21 protein-coding genes are annotated in these 19072 nt (G+C 45.4%); 12 read left to right on the top strand and 9 right to left on the bottom strand.

Translation table 11 applies throughout. From position 1 onward, the window contains the following. The first annotated feature begins 23 nt into the window (after positions 1-23). From AB3351_RS00320 to AB3351_RS00305, 4 genes are all read left to right on the top strand, one after another. The gene (locus AB3351_RS00320) at positions 24-863 is read left to right on the top strand and encodes a metallophosphoesterase (protein ID WP_371145117.1); all 840 of its coding nucleotides are present in this window, start codon (positions 24-26) and stop codon (positions 861-863) included. A gap of 183 nt (positions 864-1046) precedes the next feature. Continuing rightward, positions 1047-1613, top strand: coding sequence for a YkoP family protein (locus tag AB3351_RS00315; protein WP_371145116.1), 567 nt, complete (start codon positions 1047-1049; stop codon positions 1611-1613). A 107-nt stretch (positions 1614-1720) separates the two neighbouring features. Beyond that, positions 1721-2482 carry an alpha/beta hydrolase gene (locus AB3351_RS00310; protein WP_371145115.1) on the top strand — a complete coding sequence of 254 codons (762 nt, stop codon included), beginning with the start codon at positions 1721-1723 and terminating at the stop codon, positions 2480-2482. Positions 2483-2649: 167 nt separating this feature from the next. Then, entirely contained in the window at positions 2650-3678 is a 1029-nt protein-coding gene (locus tag AB3351_RS00305) for an S-layer homology domain-containing protein (RefSeq protein WP_371145114.1), read from the top strand. A 103-nt stretch (positions 3679-3781) separates the two neighbouring features. Here AB3351_RS00305 and AB3351_RS00300 read toward each other — a convergent pair whose 3' ends face one another. Then, positions 3782-4972 (bottom strand): glycosyltransferase family 2 protein, encoded by a 1191-nt coding sequence (locus tag AB3351_RS00300; protein WP_371145113.1) that lies wholly within the window; start codon positions 4970-4972, stop codon positions 3782-3784. 218 nt (positions 4973-5190) lie between these two features. Between AB3351_RS00300 and AB3351_RS00295 the strand changes: the two genes are divergently transcribed. Then, on the top strand, positions 5191-5820 hold the full coding sequence (locus tag AB3351_RS00295) for a hypothetical protein (protein ID WP_371145112.1): 630 nt from the start codon (positions 5191-5193) through the stop codon (positions 5818-5820). 44 nt (positions 5821-5864) lie between these two features. On the opposite strand, the gene AB3351_RS00290 is transcribed toward AB3351_RS00295, so the two are convergent. Together AB3351_RS00290 and AB3351_RS00285 are read right to left on the bottom strand one after the other, a co-directional pair. Next, a complete protein-coding gene (locus tag AB3351_RS00290) occupies positions 5865-6830 on the bottom strand; it encodes an L-threonine 3-dehydrogenase (protein WP_371145111.1) in 966 nt (321 codons plus the stop codon). A gap of 53 nt (positions 6831-6883) precedes the next feature. After that, positions 6884-8074 (bottom strand): glycine C-acetyltransferase, encoded by a 1191-nt coding sequence (locus AB3351_RS00285; RefSeq protein ID WP_371145110.1) that lies wholly within the window; start codon positions 8072-8074, stop codon positions 6884-6886. Between the two features lie 524 nt (positions 8075-8598). Between AB3351_RS00285 and AB3351_RS00280 the strand changes: the two genes are divergently transcribed. Further along, on the top strand, positions 8599-8862 hold the full coding sequence (locus tag AB3351_RS00280; protein WP_371145109.1) for a CD3324 family protein: 264 nt from the start codon (positions 8599-8601) through the stop codon (positions 8860-8862). Positions 8863-9021: 159 nt separating this feature from the next. After that, the gene (locus tag AB3351_RS00275) at positions 9022-9672 is read left to right on the top strand and encodes a FusB/FusC family EF-G-binding protein (RefSeq protein ID WP_371145108.1); all 651 of its coding nucleotides are present in this window, start codon (positions 9022-9024) and stop codon (positions 9670-9672) included. A 92-nt stretch (positions 9673-9764) separates the two neighbouring features. Here AB3351_RS00275 and AB3351_RS00270 read toward each other — a convergent pair whose 3' ends face one another. Beyond that, positions 9765-11189: an amidase gene (locus AB3351_RS00270; protein WP_371145107.1), complete on the bottom strand. Its 1425-nt coding sequence runs from the start codon at positions 11187-11189 to the stop codon at positions 9765-9767. Positions 11190-11443: 254 nt separating this feature from the next. On the opposite strand from AB3351_RS00270, the gene AB3351_RS00265 reads away from it, so the two are divergent. The 3 genes from AB3351_RS00265 (at position 11444) to AB3351_RS00255 (ending at position 12044) form a co-directional block, all read left to right on the top strand. Continuing rightward, complete coding sequence (locus AB3351_RS00265; RefSeq protein ID WP_371145106.1) at positions 11444-11584, top strand: hypothetical protein; 141 nt, start codon at positions 11444-11446, stop codon at positions 11582-11584. Between the two features lie 92 nt (positions 11585-11676). Beyond that, positions 11677-11832 carry a hypothetical protein gene (locus AB3351_RS00260; RefSeq protein ID WP_371145105.1) on the top strand — a complete coding sequence of 52 codons (156 nt, stop codon included), beginning with the start codon at positions 11677-11679 and terminating at the stop codon, positions 11830-11832. An 89-nt stretch (positions 11833-11921) separates the two neighbouring features. Then, positions 11922-12044 (top strand): hypothetical protein, encoded by a 123-nt coding sequence (locus AB3351_RS00255; RefSeq protein ID WP_371145104.1) that lies wholly within the window; start codon positions 11922-11924, stop codon positions 12042-12044. A gap of 145 nt (positions 12045-12189) precedes the next feature. On the opposite strand, the gene AB3351_RS00250 is transcribed toward AB3351_RS00255, so the two are convergent. Genes AB3351_RS00250 through AB3351_RS00240 form a run of 3 tightly spaced genes read right to left on the bottom strand, consistent with a single transcriptional unit; the run spans position 12190 to position 15831 of the window. Beyond that, positions 12190-13545, bottom strand: a complete 1356-nt coding sequence (locus AB3351_RS00250) for an APC family permease (RefSeq protein WP_371145103.1) — start codon at positions 13543-13545, stop codon at positions 12190-12192. Positions 13546-13554: 9 nt separating this feature from the next. Then, positions 13555-14469: an acetamidase/formamidase family protein gene (locus AB3351_RS00245; protein ID WP_371145102.1), complete on the bottom strand. Its 915-nt coding sequence runs from the start codon at positions 14467-14469 to the stop codon at positions 13555-13557. Between the two features lie 21 nt (positions 14470-14490). After that, on the bottom strand, positions 14491-15831 hold the full coding sequence (locus tag AB3351_RS00240; protein ID WP_371145101.1) for a glutamine synthetase family protein: 1341 nt from the start codon (positions 15829-15831) through the stop codon (positions 14491-14493). A gap of 236 nt (positions 15832-16067) precedes the next feature. On the opposite strand from AB3351_RS00240, the gene AB3351_RS00235 reads away from it, so the two are divergent. After that, positions 16068-17045, top strand: a complete 978-nt coding sequence (locus tag AB3351_RS00235; protein WP_371145100.1) for a sigma-54 interaction domain-containing protein — start codon at positions 16068-16070, stop codon at positions 17043-17045. Between the two features lie 63 nt (positions 17046-17108). Continuing rightward, on the top strand, positions 17109-17663 hold the full coding sequence (locus AB3351_RS00230) for a DUF4253 domain-containing protein (RefSeq protein WP_371145099.1): 555 nt from the start codon (positions 17109-17111) through the stop codon (positions 17661-17663). A gap of 64 nt (positions 17664-17727) precedes the next feature. On the opposite strand, the gene purU is transcribed toward AB3351_RS00230, so the two are convergent. Both purU and AB3351_RS00220 read right to left on the bottom strand, forming a co-directional pair. After that, a complete protein-coding gene (gene purU / locus AB3351_RS00225; RefSeq protein WP_371145098.1) occupies positions 17728-18585 on the bottom strand; it encodes a formyltetrahydrofolate deformylase in 858 nt (285 codons plus the stop codon). Continuing rightward, positions 18558-18968, bottom strand: coding sequence for an iron-sulfur cluster biosynthesis family protein (locus AB3351_RS00220; RefSeq protein ID WP_371145097.1), 411 nt, complete (start codon positions 18966-18968; stop codon positions 18558-18560). The genes purU and AB3351_RS00220 overlap by 28 nt, the downstream gene beginning before the upstream one ends. Positions 18969-19072: the final 104 nt, after the last annotated feature.

Raw genomic sequence — 19072 nt, 5'->3', positions numbered from 1 at the left:
AAAATGAAGAGAGGAGGCGTCGGATGTTTATTACAATATGTATTCTTTCACTTGCATTCATAGTTGGTGTTCGTCGTGCATACCGCAATACGTTTGATGTATGTGTGCAAAAAGTAGAGATTACTGCACCCGTACCGAAGGAGAAGGACATCAATATCCTGCACCTCTCGGACATGCACTTTGAGAATCTCTCCATCACACCGGAGGCTCTATACGATAAAGTAAAGGACGTACCGATTGATCTCATCGCTTTAACTGGTGACCAAATCGAACGGAAGAAAAATATTGAACCGTTCATGCAATATATTGATGTACTAAAAAAACTTCATGCGCCGCTTGGCATCTATGTGGTCTTTGGCAACCATGATTATTTCATGCGTAAGCAAAGCCTTGAGCTATTTCGCAAAAAGCTGGAGAGTCGCGGGTGCACGGTTTTGCAGAATGAAAACAAATCCATCCCCATCGGCAATACGATGCTCAATATTATCGGCATCGACGATTTCAGCACAAAGCGAAGCGATATTGCCAAATCATATCAAGGGATTCAGCGGGGCGTTAATCTTGTGCTCACCCACGATCCGAATATTATACTGCATATGAACAATACCCCTTTTGATTATCTTCTGTCAGGACACTTTCACGGGGGACAAATCCATTGGCCAAAACCTTACCATCTCTTTAAGATGGGAAAGTTGGCACGCATGAACATCATCAAAGGATTGCAATACAAAAATGAAAAGCCGTACTACATTAGTGAAGGCTTGGGACAAACTGGCGTCAATATTCGTACAGGGTGCCGCCCAGAAATTACACTTCATACATTAAAGGCCGAAGAAAGCAAGCGCATCCCTCACAGCGCCTGATACTTCAACCTCTACCCGCACATTCGGGTGAGGTTTTTTTTGTATGCTGCACTCCATCTCTACGCGCACACCTGATTATTTGGAAACAATCTACCCCACATACTCCTAATGTTCTTTACACATTAATAAATATGAAATATACAGCTTCACATTTTACTTCCTAACGTGAAAGGGGGGCGTACGATGAAGGGATGGTTCTGGCTTTGGTCATGGCTTGATACAATGTATTTCACCTGTTCTAAGCTTCGATATGTGAATCGCAAAGAGAAGAACATTTTCCGAGTAAAGCTTCTTCGGTACCGTGGCAGAAGCCTCGTTCTCTCAAGTGGTATTCGTGTGAACACAAATGACATGATGCTTAAAATTCATCTGCATAACTGCCTGCTTATGTATGAGCTTGCCAGTCTGGCGTCTGATACGAAACGGGCATTGTATGTTTATCGGCGGGTAGAGTCTTCCATGCCCGGTCTTGCCGAATTTCTTTCCACACATCCGCAAAAAGACAAAATCAAAGGAATTATTGGTGTAACCGTGCTCTCTCGAGGCGTTGCCCGCCTTGGGTTTGAAGTCAAAGACATTCCGAATCCATATTACCGTGCCATGCGACAGCTATATATGAAGCCGCTATTTCTGTTATGCCATGCTGATAAAAACGTGCGACCCAAGCAGGAAAACCTAGTTCCGAAGTTCTTACTGATGCCTACAGAACATATTCTAAGCAGATACCTCCCTAAGACTTCTCCTCCATAAAATACGAATCATACGTAAAATACTTGCTGTTCACCTCTTCTATGTTTGATACAATAAAGGTGGAAAATTCAGTATGTGATTTTCTATTTTTATGGGAGGGATAAAACATGGCAGAGAAATACCCTGTTCTTCCAGATGCTGAGCCGTTCTTTATGGAAGGGAATGGCGACATCGGTGTCCTTGTACAGCATGGTTTTACCGGAACGACGCAAAGCATGCGCTTTCTTGGTGAATCCCTGGCGGAAAACGGATATACCGTGTACGCACCCCGACTGCGCGGTCATGGTACACATTATGAAGATATGGAGATGACGACGTACCAGGATTGGATCGCCTCTGCAGAAGAAGGACTGAACAAATTAAAAGCCTCCTGCAGCGATATTTATGTAGTCGGTCTCTCCATGGGCGGAACAATTGCGCTCCATCTGGCAGAAGAACATCCGGATATTCGCGGCATCATGCTGATTAATGCAGCGATTCGCATTGAGAACTTCCAAGCACTTGCCGGTGAAACCGCCCGCTATCTCGATGCAATCGGCTCTGATATTAAAGCCCCGGATATACAAGAGCTTGCCTATGCGAAGACACCGGTCGCCTCCATTAAAGAACTGCTCACATTTAAAGACCGGGTCGCCGAGCGTCTCGCTTCCGTTACCTGTCCGACACTCGTACTCGTCTCCCGGGAAGACCATATCGTCCCACCTGCCGACTCTGATTATATCCTCGCCAACATTGGAGCGGAGCTAAAAGAAAAAGTCATCTTGGAAAACTCCTATCATGTAGCAACACTTGATAATGACAAGGAACTAATTGCGCGGCAATGCGCAGCTTTTATTCATGAAATCAGTACATCCAAAAACACATTGTAAACGCTTTCTTACATTGGTGATTCCTTATATGAGCATGAGGCACTATGGAGGTGTCCAGAATTCCTGGATGCCTCCGTTTTGTTTTGGTTATAAAAGCATTTGTTGCCCCCCATTAATCTCACTATACTAAATGAGCCATCATGATTTTCTAGAATAGGAGATAGAATATGCAGAAGAAGATTGGTTTATTGCTTATATTATTGGCACTTATATTCCCAACACGCATGTTTGCGTATGTGTATCCTACGGATGTTGAAGGGTCGTACGCTAAAGAGCAAATCCTTGAGCTGATGGGGGTTGGCATCATCACCGGATATAAAGATCATACATTTAAGCCGCTTAACCCAATTACCCGGGCAGAGTTCGCCAGTCTGCTGGCCGGCGCATTAGAACTTCCGGATAATCCAAAAGCGGCTGCTATGTTCCGCGATGTCCCTACTTGGGCACAAGGCGCTGTGGGTGCGCTCGTCCACGAAGGTCTGACAAAGGGTATCGGGCCAAATGAATTCGGTGCCAAAAACCAAATCACACGGCAGGAGATGACGACGCTGCTTGTACGGGGCATGGGCATGGAAGACTATGCAGAGGCTATGGATTTACCGCTCTCCTTTGCAGACAGCAATAAAATCGCATCCTGGGCAAAACCGCATGTCGCATTCTCACAAGCAATTGGCTTCGTGAAAGGGGACGGAACGAATTTCAATCCGCTTGGCAGCGCCCAAAGACAAGCCGCCGCGATGCTGATTCATGGAATGACATTGAATGCAGAGATGTTTTCCGAGCGGGCTCTTACTCTCATTCTTAATGAGAATGGCATCACCGATATAAAAAAACTAATCATAATGAATGACGGCATTATCAAAATCCTTCATGAATCCGGTGAGGTATCTTTCTTTGACTTTGACACAGGTGAGATCTACGGGATCAACCTGTTTGAGGCTACCGGAGCAGACTGGCTGAGCATGAGCGATGAAGATAAGGCGTCTTTTATCAATGAATTGATTACACATTGGGATGCAACAGAAGAAATCAAAATTAAACAGGGCGGTGTTGATATCTCTAAAGTAAAACCGGCAGTAGACGAACACTTTAAAGACCCGGCAAACAGCAGAGAAAAAATCAGCAGCGCTGCAGGGAAAATCATGAAAGACATGGGATTCATTACATTTACAGAGAGTGAGATTCCTCTTCCCTAACCGCTATTCTTTTGTTTCATTTCCTTCTGTTGTGGGAAAAGATACATACAACCAAGAAGGAAACTAGCCCAGATACCCCTTTCCACAACGGAAAGGGATTTTTTTATATACCAAGACGCCATTTTGCCTCGGCAATCGGATATACAGTGTATGTTCTAAGCCCAATTCCCCCCATTGGGCGGTAGATAGCGAAGGACCCTCTATTATATATAGGAGACACCTGTGTACTCTCCTTGATCTCCTTCATACGCTGGCCTAGTATGGCTTCGTTCAAAAACTTTTTTGTACCGCTTGCCTCCATAAAATAAGGCGTACGGCATGTCGCGGCAATGTCCTGTATCATCTGCTTTCGTGAAGTCTTTGACGCATCTCGGACGATAATACGGCGGTCGTTATATTCATCGACAACAATCTGCTGTATATCTACACCTGAGAGATTGACAAGAAACAAGTCATAATTCGTGTAGTACTGATCAATCAAGCGGCTCAAGTTATGGAAGAGATCATTCGTTGTATTTTTCACAACATAAGCGATTGTCAAATCCGGTACGATGCCTCTCCGCTGCCTTGTTTCCCAATGTGCCTGGTGTACCTCATTCCAACATGTGCGGTGGTACCTCGGATTGGTCCTAATGTTTGTCGATAGACTAAATGGCGAGTTCAAGCGGTACGCCATCGTAACCTCAGGATTAAATTGGATATCGCAATGGTCTGTCATACGCAGCCAATAATCATAATCCTGAATCAGCGTAAACCGATACGGGTCCATGTCCTTGCAATGCTCGATTCGATGAATAAAGGCTGGACCGATGATACATCCTTGAAGAAGATCTTCCTTCGGCCTGCTTTGCCACTTCCGCATATCCTCTATGAACTCCTGGGAATGGGCAAGCGTTCCATCCTCAAAAATCTGATGAAAGCATGTATACGCAATCCCTACATTAGGCGGGGCATAAGTAATGTCATGGTACAATGTCGCAAGAAAGTGCGGATAATATAGATTATCTGTCGATACCCAGGTCACATAACGAATCGAAGGAATCGCATAAATATAGCTAAACCCCGTATTCAACGCATGTGCCACACCTTGGTTATGTTCATAGGAAATGATGTGAACCCGGGAATCATGTCGGACAAGCGGTTCAATGAAAGCGAGCATTTCAGGTGCGCCATCAATCACGATACAGAGCATAAAATCAGTATGTGTTTGGCCTAGAATCGTGTGAAGCGCTGCTTTTACATGCTCTTCCTTTTGATAATATACAGGCATGACAATCCCTACTTCTGTTTCCATATCCTCACCTCATGGATAGTATATGAAGGGATAAGACAAGCGTGTGGGTATTTGTCCAATCTGTGTCAGAGTCTTTAAGATTTATTCACAAAATAACGAACAGACACTGTACTCCTTTCTATTCACAAAGGTTTTGTGTACAATAATTGAGGAATCATAGATAAACAAAGTGCTTATCTTGCATATTGATAGACACTGATAGACAAAGGAGAATAACCATGAAGATCACAAAAGGATTCGCACTTGGCATACTGATCCTAGGACTTGCCGGCATCATCGGATGTTCAGGACAGCAGCAAGCAGAGCAGCCAAATCAAAAACAAGAGCAGAACCAATCAAAAGACGCGAGTGGGAAGCTGACCTTCTCTGATCCCCGCCTTGAGCGGATTTCTAAGAAATTCGACACAAAATATGATCAAAATGAACTATCGCGTGAGAATGTAGCCAGAGTTGATCTTATGGACGGAAAGTTCGAATACAACAATGGCACCATCTATAAACCGGATGACCTCGGATTATACAGTATGATCGGCTATCAGGTTAAGAAAGAAAAGGAAGTATATGACTGGCAGAAAGATGATTTGGTTGCCATGCTGATTCTTGAAGGCGGTAACGGGAAAAAAACACATGCCATTAAACTCTTCGATGAAGCGAAGGCTCGGACAAAGGATGAAGATGTCATTTCTATACTTACTGATATGCAAAAGGAAATGAAAGATCTGCCGGACGACACCATCATTCGCTATCATGCACAAAGCGAGGAAGAGAAATATCCAGTTCTTAAAAAATACAGAGAGCTTGAGATGGCACTGCAAAAGGAAATGTACGAAAAGCTACAAGGGAAATAAATAAAAAGACACAAAGCCGACTGATCGGTTTTGTGTCTTTTTTGTTATCTTGCGCTAACTGCATGGAGCTTTTCACCAAGCTTCACTAACATATCTTGCGTCATTTTCTCAAGGTCGTATTCTACTTTGAAGCCCCATTCCTCACGCGCGATGGATGAATCAATCAAATTAGGCCAGCTATCTGCAATCGCCTGTCGAGCCGGATCAACCGCATAATCCAGCACAAAGCCTGGTATATGCTTGCGAATAGCACCCGCTACGTCCTCAGGCGCGATACTCATCGCTGTAATATTGAATGCATTACGGTGACGAAGCTTAGCCGGGTCAGCTTCCATCAGCATGATGACTGCCTGCAATGCATCCGGCATGTACATCATATCCATGTACGTGCCTTCAGCAATGTATGATGTATAACGACCCGTTTTGATAGCTTCATAATAAATTTCAACCGCATAATCTGTTGTGCCTCCACCAGGAGGTGCTATATACGAGATCAGTCCTGGAAAACGGAGGCCGCGTGTATCCAAACCGAATTTATGGTAGTAATAATCACAAAGCAGCTCACCTGATACTTTGTTGACGCCATACATGGTAATGGGCCTCTGAATCGTCTCTTGCGGTGTACAATCTTTCGGCGTGGTAGGTCCGAAAGCGCCAATCGAGCTTGGCGTGAAGAATTGGCAGCCTCTCTCCCGCGCCACTTCTAAGGTATTGACCAATCCGCCCATGTTCAAATTCCATGCAAGCAGCGGCTTCGCTTCTGCGGTAGCAGATAATAAAGCGGCAAGATGAATGATCGTATCCACATTATACTTTTGCGCAAGTTCATGCATCCGCTTCCCATCTGTAACGTCTAGAATTTCAAACGGCCCCGATTGTACTACCGGATTCATCTCGTCCCCTCGAATATCTGTCGCAATTACGTTTGCTTCCCCGTACAAGCCTCTGAGCTTCATGACAAGTTCTGAACCGATCTGACCGAGTGCTCCTGTAACAAAAATCTTCTTCATCGTTGTGCCTCCTATCCCGGTATGCAGAAGTGGGCGAATGTGCTGCGCATCGTCTAGATTACGCCTAATTCCTTGCCCACTTTCTCATAAATCACCAGAGCCTGATCCAACATATCCTTCGTATGTGCCGCCGTCGGCATATTTCTCACCCGACCCGTTCCTCTCGGTACCGTCGGGAATACGATCGATTTGGCATATACACCTTCTTCATAAAGACGCTTACTGAACTGCTGTGTCTTCACCTCATCACCGATAATGCACGGCGTAATCGGCGTCTCGCTTTGTCCAATATTAAAGCCCAATTCCTTCAGGCCTTTTTTCAAATAATTTCCGTTATCCCATAGACGATCATGCAGCTCCGTACTCTCCATAAGAATGTCAAGTGCTTTCATCGAAGCGGCGACATCCCCTGGTGTAAGCGATGTAGAGAACAAGAACGGTCTGCTGCGCACTTTCAGCCAATCGATCAAATCTTGTGTTCCGGCTACATAGCCGCCAACGACGCCGATGGCTTTTGAAAGTGTGCCGATTTGGAAATCAATTGTATCTGAGAGGCCAAAATGCTTAACTGTGCCAGCCCCCTTACCCAGTACCCCTGACCCGTGCGCATCGTCCACATAGGTGATAAGATCAAATTCCTCGGCAATGGTTGCAATATCGGGAAGGTTCGCTACATCTCCATCCATCGAGAACACACCGTCCGTAATGACCATAACCTTATTGTATTGCCCCGATTCTTTTGCTTCTTTTGCTTTTGCGCGCAAATCATCCATATCCGAATGATTCACACGAATAATTTTTGCTCTCGATAAGCGGCAACCGTCGATGATCGAAGCATGATTCAGCTCATCAGAGAGGATCGCATCATTTTTATCCATCACAGCGGATATGGCCGCCATATTACAGTTAAATCCGGATTGATAAGCGATCGCAGCTTCCGTATGCTTGAATTTTGCCAGTTTTTCTTCCAGCTCGACATGCAGGCGTAACGTTCCGTTAATCGTACGAACAGCACCCGCTCCTACCCCATAGGTTTGCACTGCTTCTACCGCAGCTTTTTTCAGACGTTCGTCCGTCGCAAGCCCCAAATAGTTGTTAGACGATAGATTTACTAGTTCTCTCCCGGCAATTGTAATCATCGGGCCATTTGGACTCTCTAATGGATCAATTACATTATAGAGACCTTTTTCTTTTAAGTCGGTTAGATTCTCATTCAAAAAATTTGCTAATGATTTGCTTGGCACGATCAATTCCTCCTTCACTCGGGGCTTCTATATACCCGGCTTTTTCTGGCATTGGGGTGTATCGCTACGTATTTTCTATTTCCGAAAAACAAATGTCCATATGGAAAGTACAATTATTTTTAAATAAATCCTTTATTATAAAGGTTATTTATTGTTTAATGTACCATACTCCATTTTATGTGTCCACATGACAAAAACATACCCAAGGGATTTTTTTGTATTATTCCCTCTCTTCTCTTTTCCACTCTTCTTCCTGTCTTGAACATACCGTCTATAGTAGTACATGAGTGACAATATTGAGCTAATAGCTTATATTTTGGAAGAAGGGAGGTGGTACAATGGCAAACAAAAGCGGATTGTCAGGAACTGTAGCGTCTCATGCAAAGCCTAGTATTAGAGGGGCGATACTTTGCATGGGGCGGACATTCATCTAAAAAATCGCCTACCTACGCTTGCTCTCATTTCTAATATGATTGGCTTTGCACCTTATTTTTCTTCGAAAAAAGAATAAGGGGCTGGCAGAAATGAAGTATGTAAAAGCGACCGCTATTTTACCTGAAAGTCTAATAGCAGAAATCCAAAAATATGTGCAGGGAAAAACCATTTATATTCCTAAACCGGAGACAGCCCACCATAAATGGGGTACGTGTTCCGGCGGACGTAAATGGCTTGATGAGAGGAACGCGGCCATTAAGCATGCATTTAAAAATGGTACAACCATTGATGAATTAGCCGAGGAGCATTCCCTCGCTATAGAAACGATAAAAAAAATTGTGTACTCTAAATAAATGAAGAATATAGAAACAATAACACTGGTCATCCATTCGTAGGATGACCAGTGTTATTTATATGTCGACTTTGCTTCTTACTCATCTTATCCATTTCATAAAATAGACTACACCTTTACAGTAAAAGGAACAGCAATGTATATAGGAGTGAGAAAAACAATGTCTGAACCATTTATCAGGAATCACCAATACAACTTTATTAAGCAGCAAGCCACGATACTGCAGCGCGCTTACAAGACCGTGCATGATTCCGGTGTACTTGAAGCCGTGAGGGGCAGCGCGGAATCCAAGATTATGCAGATGTTTCCTGATCATACGGATATTCAAAAACAAGTCATCGAAAACATTGCTATAGCAAAAACAGCAGAAGACTTTGAGCACTACTTACATTCTTTAGAACCGTATTTGCTTACCTTTCCACACGTAACAGACAAACAAATCAAGAAGCTATTTCCTAAGAATAAAAAACTAAAGATACCTGATTTATCGACGGTAGACCTCCGCTATGTTACGTATCTTGGTTGGATTGATATATCCACCCATAAATTGTTTATGATTTATCACTTAGACGGAAAAATTGTCGGGATAGAAGGAAGGTATACACCCATACAAAAGAAAAACCTATGCTTTTTGTGTAATGACATCAAAGAAGTTGCCCTCGTCTCAGCGAGATCTAAAGCAAAGCTTGCCCATATACCTGATTATTATAAATCCGTAGGTAACTACATGTGTATAAATAGCCAGGAATGCAATCGGAGCATGACAGATGTTGCGAATGTAGAGCGATTTATTCACAATGTCTTGGGATAACTACGTTCTTGCATCCGGCCTACAGAACGAATAAGAAAGCAGCCATTCCCCCTTTGGAATAGCTGCTTTCGTCTTTGCTTTGCTATGGATCATTAACGAACAGGAATATCCCACTTCATCGTAGGAATATCGACTGCCTCCTCAAAAGCAGCGCCAAACTGATATAGCACCGCTTCATCAAACGGGCGGCCAATCAATTGCATGCCGATAGGAAGGCCGCAGGAGGTTGAGAACCCGCATGGTACAGATAGGCTGGGCAAACCTGTTAGACTGGTTGGACCGGTCAAGCGCAGCAGCGCGGCACGCACCTGCTCAACCGCGCCCGCTACCTCCATCTCCCGTTCCCCGATTCGCGGCGGAAGGATAGGAAGCGTCGGAGTAAGCAGCACATCGACACGCTCAAACACCTCCGCAAAGGAGGCATAGGCATGCTTGCGAATGTGCTGTGCTTTAACATACTCGTACCCCTTTGCCTCAGCGCTCATCATAAGTCGTTCTAACACTTCCGGGTGAAAGTGAGCACGCTTCCCATCCATATGCTTCTCATGAACGGCATACGCCTCACTTTGAATCGTTTTCAATTGCGCCCAAGATACCTCTTCTAAGATCGGCATCTCCACGGTTTCAATATGTACACCCATGCTTTGAAAAATGCGCAAAGCATCCTCTATTTGCTTTCGCACTTCCTCATCAAGTCCATCAAAATAAAACGTGGAAGGTACACCGATCACCTTATCCTTGATACTATCGCCAATATGACGCTCGAAGTCCTCTTCGCCACGCTGGCCCGAATACGGGTCTCGCTCATCATAGCCTGCTAGCACATGCAGCATAAGCGCATTATCCTGCACCGTTCTCGTCATAGGGCCTACATGATCAAGCGTATAGGCGAGCGGATATATACCATGCTTGCTGACCCGCCCGAAAGTCGGCTTCATTCCTACAATGCCGCAGGCCGAAGCCGGGATACGAATCGAGCCGCCCGTATCGGTACCAAGCGCACCAAAACACAGGGCAGAAGCCACAGCCGCACCGGACCCACTGCTCGATCCTCCCGTCATTCGCTCGGTATCATACGGATTGCGAACCGGGCCGAAAAATGAGATATCTCCGGTCGGTCCATAAGCGAATTCATGTGTGTTCAATTTGCCAATGAGAACTGCACCGGCATTCCTTAACTTCTCTACAACTGTTGCATCACGGTCTGGAACGAAGTTCTCATATAACTTCGAGCCCATCGTAGTACGCGTCCCTTTTGTATAAATAAGATCCTTTAACCCGAGCGGAACACCATGCAAAGGCCCTCGCCACTGCCCCCGCATCATCTCTGCCTCCGCTTGCTTTGCAGCATGAGTGGCTTCCTCAACCGAAACCGTAATAAAGGCATTGATGGAAGGGTTGATGACTTCAATTCTCTTTACCAGCTCATCCACAACTTCGACGGGTGATATTTCTTTCTTTCGAATCCTAGACGAGAGATGAGTCAGACTTGATTTCAATACATCCTGCGTAGCCAATTGCTTTCCTCCCTTATGCATCCCTATAACGTTATCCTACTTTATCTATAAACCGAAGCGACCAGACCAAACACCCACAAAATTAGAGCACCGTCCCTTCCTTGCTTATTATTTAATGTTTCTTTTAGGGTACCGTATTTTCTTGCTATTGGCATTATTTTTTATTTTAAACCATTCGTCACTCACCATATCCTCGTATTGCTCTCCACTATGCTACAATCATATATGAGGAAGCATAAAGAAGGACTGTTGCTATGATTGTTTGTAGAATTGTGTTGGGCGAAATTTCTTACCGCGGCACACTCTATACCGCGATAAGAGAAGTCTACGAAGACGGCATCTGGAAGCTTGTTCTCGTTAATGACAACGAGCGGATCGTCCTGCTCGTCCATTAACAGCAAGGTAGATTTCTCTCTCCCGCTGCGCCAATAATTTCTGCAAGCAATCCCTCCTCATATCGCATCGACATGTATAGGAGAGAATACATATGGACAATGAATACGTTGTAGGGTGGGGTACGCTGGCACTCATTAACGCAGGTCTTGCACAGGGTAAGAACCGGACAGGGATCAATTGGTTTTTGCTTTCACTTTTTTTAGGCCCGATCGCCACTTTATTTCTTTTATTTGCTGAAAAAAGATAAAATTCATTAGATCTTCATAAAGAGTTCACAAATTTCATAATTATATGACGTATAATGAAAGGTAAAGAAATCTAAATTGAGGTAATGATATGAATATTATTTTGACGGATAGAAAGTGTAAACAATGTGGCGCGAAGCTAACTGAATATGAAGTGGAAGAAAAAGACCAGTACTGTATGGAATGCTACGAAGAAGAAGTGCAGAAAGTATAGTTCTACACATAAGGGAGCTAGCCCAAAAAGGCATATACTATGACCTTTTCGGGTTAGCTTCCTTTGTTTTATTGCGCTGTGATTGCTTCATTGCAAAAAAGCCTGCAGCTTTAATAAAAGTGCAGACTTCTTTGCTTCTATTATTTTATTCTTCGATCGTTAATTTCTTATTGCTAAATTTTAGGAAAATAAAGTAAATAACTCCGATACCTAACCAAATGAATCCTAATTCCTTTGAAAGGCTGTCCAGGCTGTACCACACATAGCCAATGATCATAAGGCCAATGATCGGAAGAAGAAGGTGGCGAATGTACTGGGTTGACTTCTGCTTTACAATGAAATGATTAATTACCGAGATATGAAGCAGCAGAAACGCCGTTAACGCCCCGAAGTTAACTAGTGAAGCCAGTGCACCCAATTGATCCATAAAAAATAGCCCAACAATCAGCGATACGATAGCAACTAACAACGTGCTTACATATGGCGTCTGATAGCGATCATGCACCTTGGCCAGAAAAGACGGAAGATTCCGATCCCTTGCCATGCTGTATAAAATACGAGAAATGGCGGCCTGTGCTGCCAGCGCATTAGCCAAGCCCCACGAGATGGCAGTAGCAATAATACATAGGTTCTTCAACCAGGCCCCACCAGCCAGCTCAGCTACCTGATAAAAGGCTACGTCTGCATTTTTAAAGGTAGAAAAGTCAGGCCAGATCCACGCTGCAATACATGTTTGAATAATAAACAGGACTCCGACACCCAGCAGGGCAAAAATAGCCGCTCTTCCTACGGTCTTGGTGCCGCCTTTTGTTTCTTCCGCCAGCGTACTAATTCCATCAAAGCCAAGAAAGCTTAACACCGCGATGGAAACGGCCCCCATAACAAGCGGAAGGCTGAAATGTTCGGAATCATAGACAGGCTTTACCGTGAATCCATCTCCTACCCCTTGAGAAATTGCGACAAGACCTACACCAACAAACAGCAGCAGGACAATAAACTCAAATACCAGAATAATGATGTTGGCTTTGGCTGTAAACTCAATACCGCGAATGTTAATCATTGTATTAATACCAATAAAGAGAACGAGCCAGACCCAACTGGGGATGGATGGAATGAGTTCACCAAGCGCGGCACCGGATACAAGGTACAACAATGAAGGAACCAAAATATAATCGAGAAGGATGACCCATCCGGCAAAAAAGCCAAGGGATGGGTTCAATCCTCGCTGTGCATACGAGTATACTGATCCTGCAATCGGAAAAGCTTCTGACATACGCGCATAGCTTAAGGCAGTAAAAATCATACCTGCCATACCAATAAGGTAGACAAGCGCCACCATACCGCCCGAGCCTTGTGCAACCTGCCCGTAAATTCCAAACGGAGCGATCGGTACCATAAAAATCATTCCGTAAACTAGCAAATCCCTAAATGTAAGCGCCCGTTTTAACTCCTGTTTATATCCCGTGGAAGTATTAGCATTCTGCTCCACTTGTACGTTCACTGTCTTCACCTACTTTATCAAATATGATTCTATGTCTACTCCTATTGCTTCTGCATACGCGATCGGCAGTTCCACCCGTGCCGTTTTCAACGGATCAACCACCTGACATATGCGCACATCGCCTGCAATGGAGAGCAGGAAGGTGGCCTCCTCCTTCGGAACTTGCCATTGTTCATGCAGGAAATTCACCATGTTGATAACCGCTTGATCAGAAGCTTTGTCCAACTCCACCTCTGATGCGATCGTAATTACATGTTCGTCTGTAATCACCATCGGCAGGGGCAGCTCTCTCCCCTTCATCACCTCGACCGTCACTGTCACTTCGCCAGCGATCTCTACGCCGCACACAGCAACTTCACCATCAGCCATCGCCGCATGCAGATCACCGAGCCCAAGAAGCGCTCCGGGAACATGGACAGGCAGCAGCAAGGTGACCCCTTCACGAATCTGCTTGCAGTCCATATTGCCTCCATGCCCTCCCGGTGTACCGCAGGAAATAGACTCGACAGCAGGAGCCGTTCCGATTACTCCGATCATAGGATTTACCGGGATTTCAAGGTTGTCTGCGAACACTACATTTCCGTTGCGAACAGGAACGATCCGAATATGGTTCTCTGTCAAATCAAAACCCATCACCCCAAGATTCGGTCCTGTCACCATCACTCCCTGATTCGCTATGTGTATCTTCTCGATCCGTACAGCCAGAATATCTCCCGGCTCAGCGCCTTCAACATATACAGGTCCCGTTGCCGGATTAATGCGATTCCAATCCAACGCATCAAACTGCGTATCAGCAGAACGAATTTGATCCTCAAAGCAGTCACACGTTTCAAAAACCACCGTACTGCCGGATGGCACGCGCAGGACCGGATCATTTTCGGGTGACATCGCATAGATAAGGTTTTCTTTTGTTACGCGATACATGAGATCATCTCCTCCTTACGATTAAAATAAATCAAAATATTCTTTTCGCTCCCATTCGCTTATCGTACGCTCATAGCGCTCGTATTCATGCCGACGTAAAGCCGCGTAGCGATTGAGGAATGCAGAGCCAAAAAACTGAGTGAATACCTCATTGGTTGTGAGAGCATCAATCGCCGCATCAAGATTTTTAGGCAGGCGGGCATGCTGGCCCGGCTCACGGTAAATATCAATTCCTACCACAGGAGGTGGCGGCTCGATCCGATTGCGGATGCCGTCTATTCCGGCTAACAGGGTCGCCGCCATCGCTAAATAAGGATTCGTATCTGCTCCAGGCAGCCGACTTTCCATGTGAGTCTTCTTCCCTCGCCCCTGCGGAATACGTATCATCGTACTGCGATGCTCATAGCCCCATGAAGCATGAACAGGAGCAAATGAATTTGGAACCAAACGCTTGTAACTGTTTACGGTACCGTTCGCTAATGCGCAGATAGCAGACGCATGATGAATTTGTCCGCCAATAAACCAGCGGGCCACATCCGAAAGACCATCCGGAGCAGTCGGATCACTAAATATGTTTTTTTCTTCCTGATCAAGCAGCGAAAGATGGAAATGACCGCCGCTGCCACTCATGCGCTCGTCAGGCTTGCTCATGAATGTGGCATGCCATCCCTTCTGACTCAAGATCTCCTTGATGCTTGTTCGATAGAAAAATGCCATATCTGCAATCGGCATTCCCTGAAACGGCGAATTCGTAATCTCGAACTGCCCTGAGCCGTATTCCGTATTCGCAACCTCAGGCCCAGCCCCGATATCGGATAGCCCAGTTTGAACCGCTTCTAGAATGTCGGCAACCTCTGCCTGTACAACATCCGAAAAACAATTCAGCCCTTCCCAGGCAGGCTTCATACTCTCTTTGTTATAGACATAAAACTCAAATTCAAATGCACCCCGCACCTGATATCCCATGCTGTCAAGCTCCTGCAGCACACGCCCTAATTGATAGCGTGGAGACTCCTGAATCGGCTGGCCTTCTCCATCATAAATGTCGGCGAGTACCCTCGCCGTTTGATGTACCCACGGCAGTACCACAAACGTATTTAAGTCAGGATGCAGCACCCAGCTTGGGTATCCCCCGGCATAGCCATTCCCCGCTTCTTCTACAAGAGCAGCGGATGTATCGAACGAAAAAAGCGTAGAGGGATAGTGAATGCCTTCAGGAATCACGTTTTCCAGAAAAAACTTTGCGGTCACATAACGGGAGCGCGGAATGTTGGAATTGTCCATAATTGAGACACGAACCGTCCTAATCTTGTGCTCTTGAATTACCTGTTGAACATATCTTTGAAAATCTCTCTCTACCATGTGTGCACCTCTCAGTGTTATAAATTTAATTAAGCAAGAACCATGCCAACTAAAAGAAACCAAATGATCCTTTAATTTAGAATATTTATGCTACACAAAACTTTATGGATTTGTTCGTTTTTGAACCGTTTTTTTGAGTGATTGACAAAATTCCTCATTAATCATAGCATTGATTTTGTATCATTATCAAACCACTTTGTTCATAATTGATACAACAGAATAGATTGGAGGCCCGTATGTTTCTTTCCTCTTCACATCTTTCTACCGATGCTATGGAAATAAAGTCAAAAAACCCGGCCTTTGCAAGCACCATTCAAAAAATTCGTCGTGCTGCCCAGTACCCTTCCACCATCCTCATTGAAGGAGAGAGCGGAACAGGAAAGGAAAAGATCGCGGCCATGATTCATGAGACAAGCCCGCGCGCGGCCATGCCGTTTGTAAAGGTAAATTGCGGTGCCATTCCTGATGCACTGGCTGAATCTGAACTATTCGGCTATGAGAGCGGTGCTTTTACCGGGGCAAAGAAAGAAGGCAGCATCGGGCTGTTCGAACAAGCCGATAAAGGCACCATCCTGCTAGATGAGATCGGTGAGCTTCCTCCACTCATGCAGGTCAAGCTGCTTCGCGCACTGCAGGAAAGAGAGATTCGGAGAGTAGGCGGATCCTGGTCAAAAACGATTGATGTACGAGTCATAGCAAGCACGAATCGAAGCTTGGCACAGCTCGTAGAGGACGGGAAATTTCGTGAAGATTTGTACTATCGCCTTCAAGTCGCCCACTTTGTCATTCCGGCACTTCGGGAACGGCCGGAAGACCTGCCATATTTCATCAACCTTTTTTTGACCCACTTTTCTTCCTTATATAAGGTGCCTATAAAAACATATACGCAAGAAGCGATGCGGCAATTCGTACAGTATCATTGGCCGGGAAACATCCGCCAGCTTCAGAATTGTATCGAAGGAATCTATGCGACTGTAGAAGAGGATGTCATCCGCATTGAGCACCTTCCGATTTTTTTGCAATACGATCCCAGTACATATACGAAGCAAGCCGGGTTGCGAGATCGAGTAGCCGCCTTTGAGAAACAATTGATTGAAGAGGCGGTGAAAAAAACAAAAAGTCTCAGACAGGCGGCCTCCATACTTGATGTTCCTCACGCTACGCTCCTTAGACGAATCGAAAAGCTCGGGATTGACAAACACAGAGGAAGCTAACTATGATCAAACAAAACAACTATCATTTTCTGAATATATACTACTTTGCGAGGAGAGAGCGAGATGAACATTGCGGACATGGTACAGGAGCTGCAAGAGTTGACCGGACAGACAGTACGCCCTTACTTTACGGTTAATTTTGGCAGAACAAAAAAAGACGGCGCCTATTCCGTGCTTGTTGAGCAGGAGGACGCCTTCGCGGTGATACAAACCATGCGTTCCAAAGCGGCGCACAATGTGCTCAGCTTCATCGGCACAACTAGCTTTCTTTCCGAGGATGCCCCAGCGGCGGGAATGGTTGAAGTTGTTCTTGGCACAGGGGATTCTCAATTCGATATTCTGCGTTTAATGGAAACGGATGCGGTCAATTACGATATGCTGACAGAAGAGGTCATCGAAAAGCTTATCGAATATGACCGGGCCTTTGGCATCGATATTTTCCAGGCCGAAACAGATACAGTCCAGTTTTTACTTGCAGGCGAGCCAGAAGATTGGGATGCATTTTGTGAGGATCTGTATGAATTCTGTCCAGATATCGTCGACCAGGGATGCGGCAGCGTGGAAGCCTTAAAGGAAGAACTGCAAATAACGGAGCGTGCTTTTCTCTGGTGGGACTAGCTTTTTCCAGCACAATCCCCGTCCAGATTAGCCTCTGGGGATTGTGCTTTTATATTGTAGTGAATTAAGCAAATACGATCGTTTTATTGCCATATACCATGAGCCGGTCGGCCACATGCCAAGCCACGGCCTGCGCAAGCACATTTCTTTCCACCTGGCGGCCCGCCACCTTTAATTCGTCCATCGTATAGCGGTGATTCACCCTCAGGATATTCTGCTCAATAATCGGTCCCTCATCCAGCTCATTCGTTACGTAATGAGCCGTGGCACCGATCAGCTTGACTCCGCGGTTAAAGGCGCGGGCATACGGGTTGGCGCCCACAAAGGCCGGCAGGAACGAATGATGAATATTAATGATGCGATTCGGATAACGGGCAATAAATGCCGGCGAAAGAATCTGCATGTACCGGGCCAATACGATAAAATCAACCTTCCCCTCTAAAAGCTCCAGCGCCTGCTGTTCCGCTCTCTCCTTCGTCTCTTTAGATAAAGGAATATGATAGAACGGCAGCCCATAACTTTCTACAATGTCCTGCAACTCGTTATGGTTGCTGATTACGAGCGGAATATCGACAGCGATTTCCTTGGCCTTCCACCGCCAGAGAAGCTCGAGAAGGCAGTGGTCCGCCTTAGAAACGAAAATCGCCATCCGTTTTCTTTTCTGCTCAATTCCTAGATGCCAGTCCATATGATATTCCCTTGCAATGGCTGCCACATCCTGCTCAAGCTGCGTAAAAGAAAATGAGGGATCGTCTACCGTAAATTCAATCCGCATAAAGAAAATGCCGCTTGTCGGATCGGTCGTATGCTGATCGAATTGAATGATATTGGCCTTATGTTCAAACAAAAAATGAGAGATGGTTGAAATGATGCCGGGCCTCTCCGGGCATGAAATCAATAAGGTAGCTCGTTTTTCGTACATGCTTGTCCTCCTCTCTGTTCCATGCTGTGCTGTACCCCTCCAAAGCTGGCCTGACATACAAAAGCTTCCTCTTTATTCGTAAGGGTGTAGCCGCTCCCTGAATCGTAATCCAGCACAAGCGCATCCCCCACATACTTTCTCGTAAATTGATCAATAAAAAAGCGGAGCGGTGCTTGATAGATGACAATATCATCACGGCGCAGTTCATCCACTATCAGCTTCAGTGTATATGTAAAGCCGCAGCATCCGGATAGCTCCGCATCAATACGTATCGCCCTGTCCTCGGGTACATCAACCGTCTGCAGCTCCTTTCGGGCGGATGACGTAAGCGAAAATTCGATCCGCCGCTTTCCCTGCATGCGTATCCTGCTGTCTATTTCCATCTCAGTGTTCCCTTCCTTTCACACGGTGTTTTCCATACGCACAGCAAAAAGACAGAGAAAAGATGGATGGACCCTTTCTCTTTCCTCTGTCCGCGTGATGTGCT

The sequence above is a fragment of the Aneurinibacillus sp. REN35 genome (assembly GCF_041379945.2).
Classification (GTDB): domain Bacteria; phylum Bacillota; class Bacilli; order Aneurinibacillales; family Aneurinibacillaceae; genus Aneurinibacillus.
The sequence above is the reverse complement of the archived record's forward strand: the minus strand, read 5'-3'. Positions and strand labels throughout refer to the sequence as shown.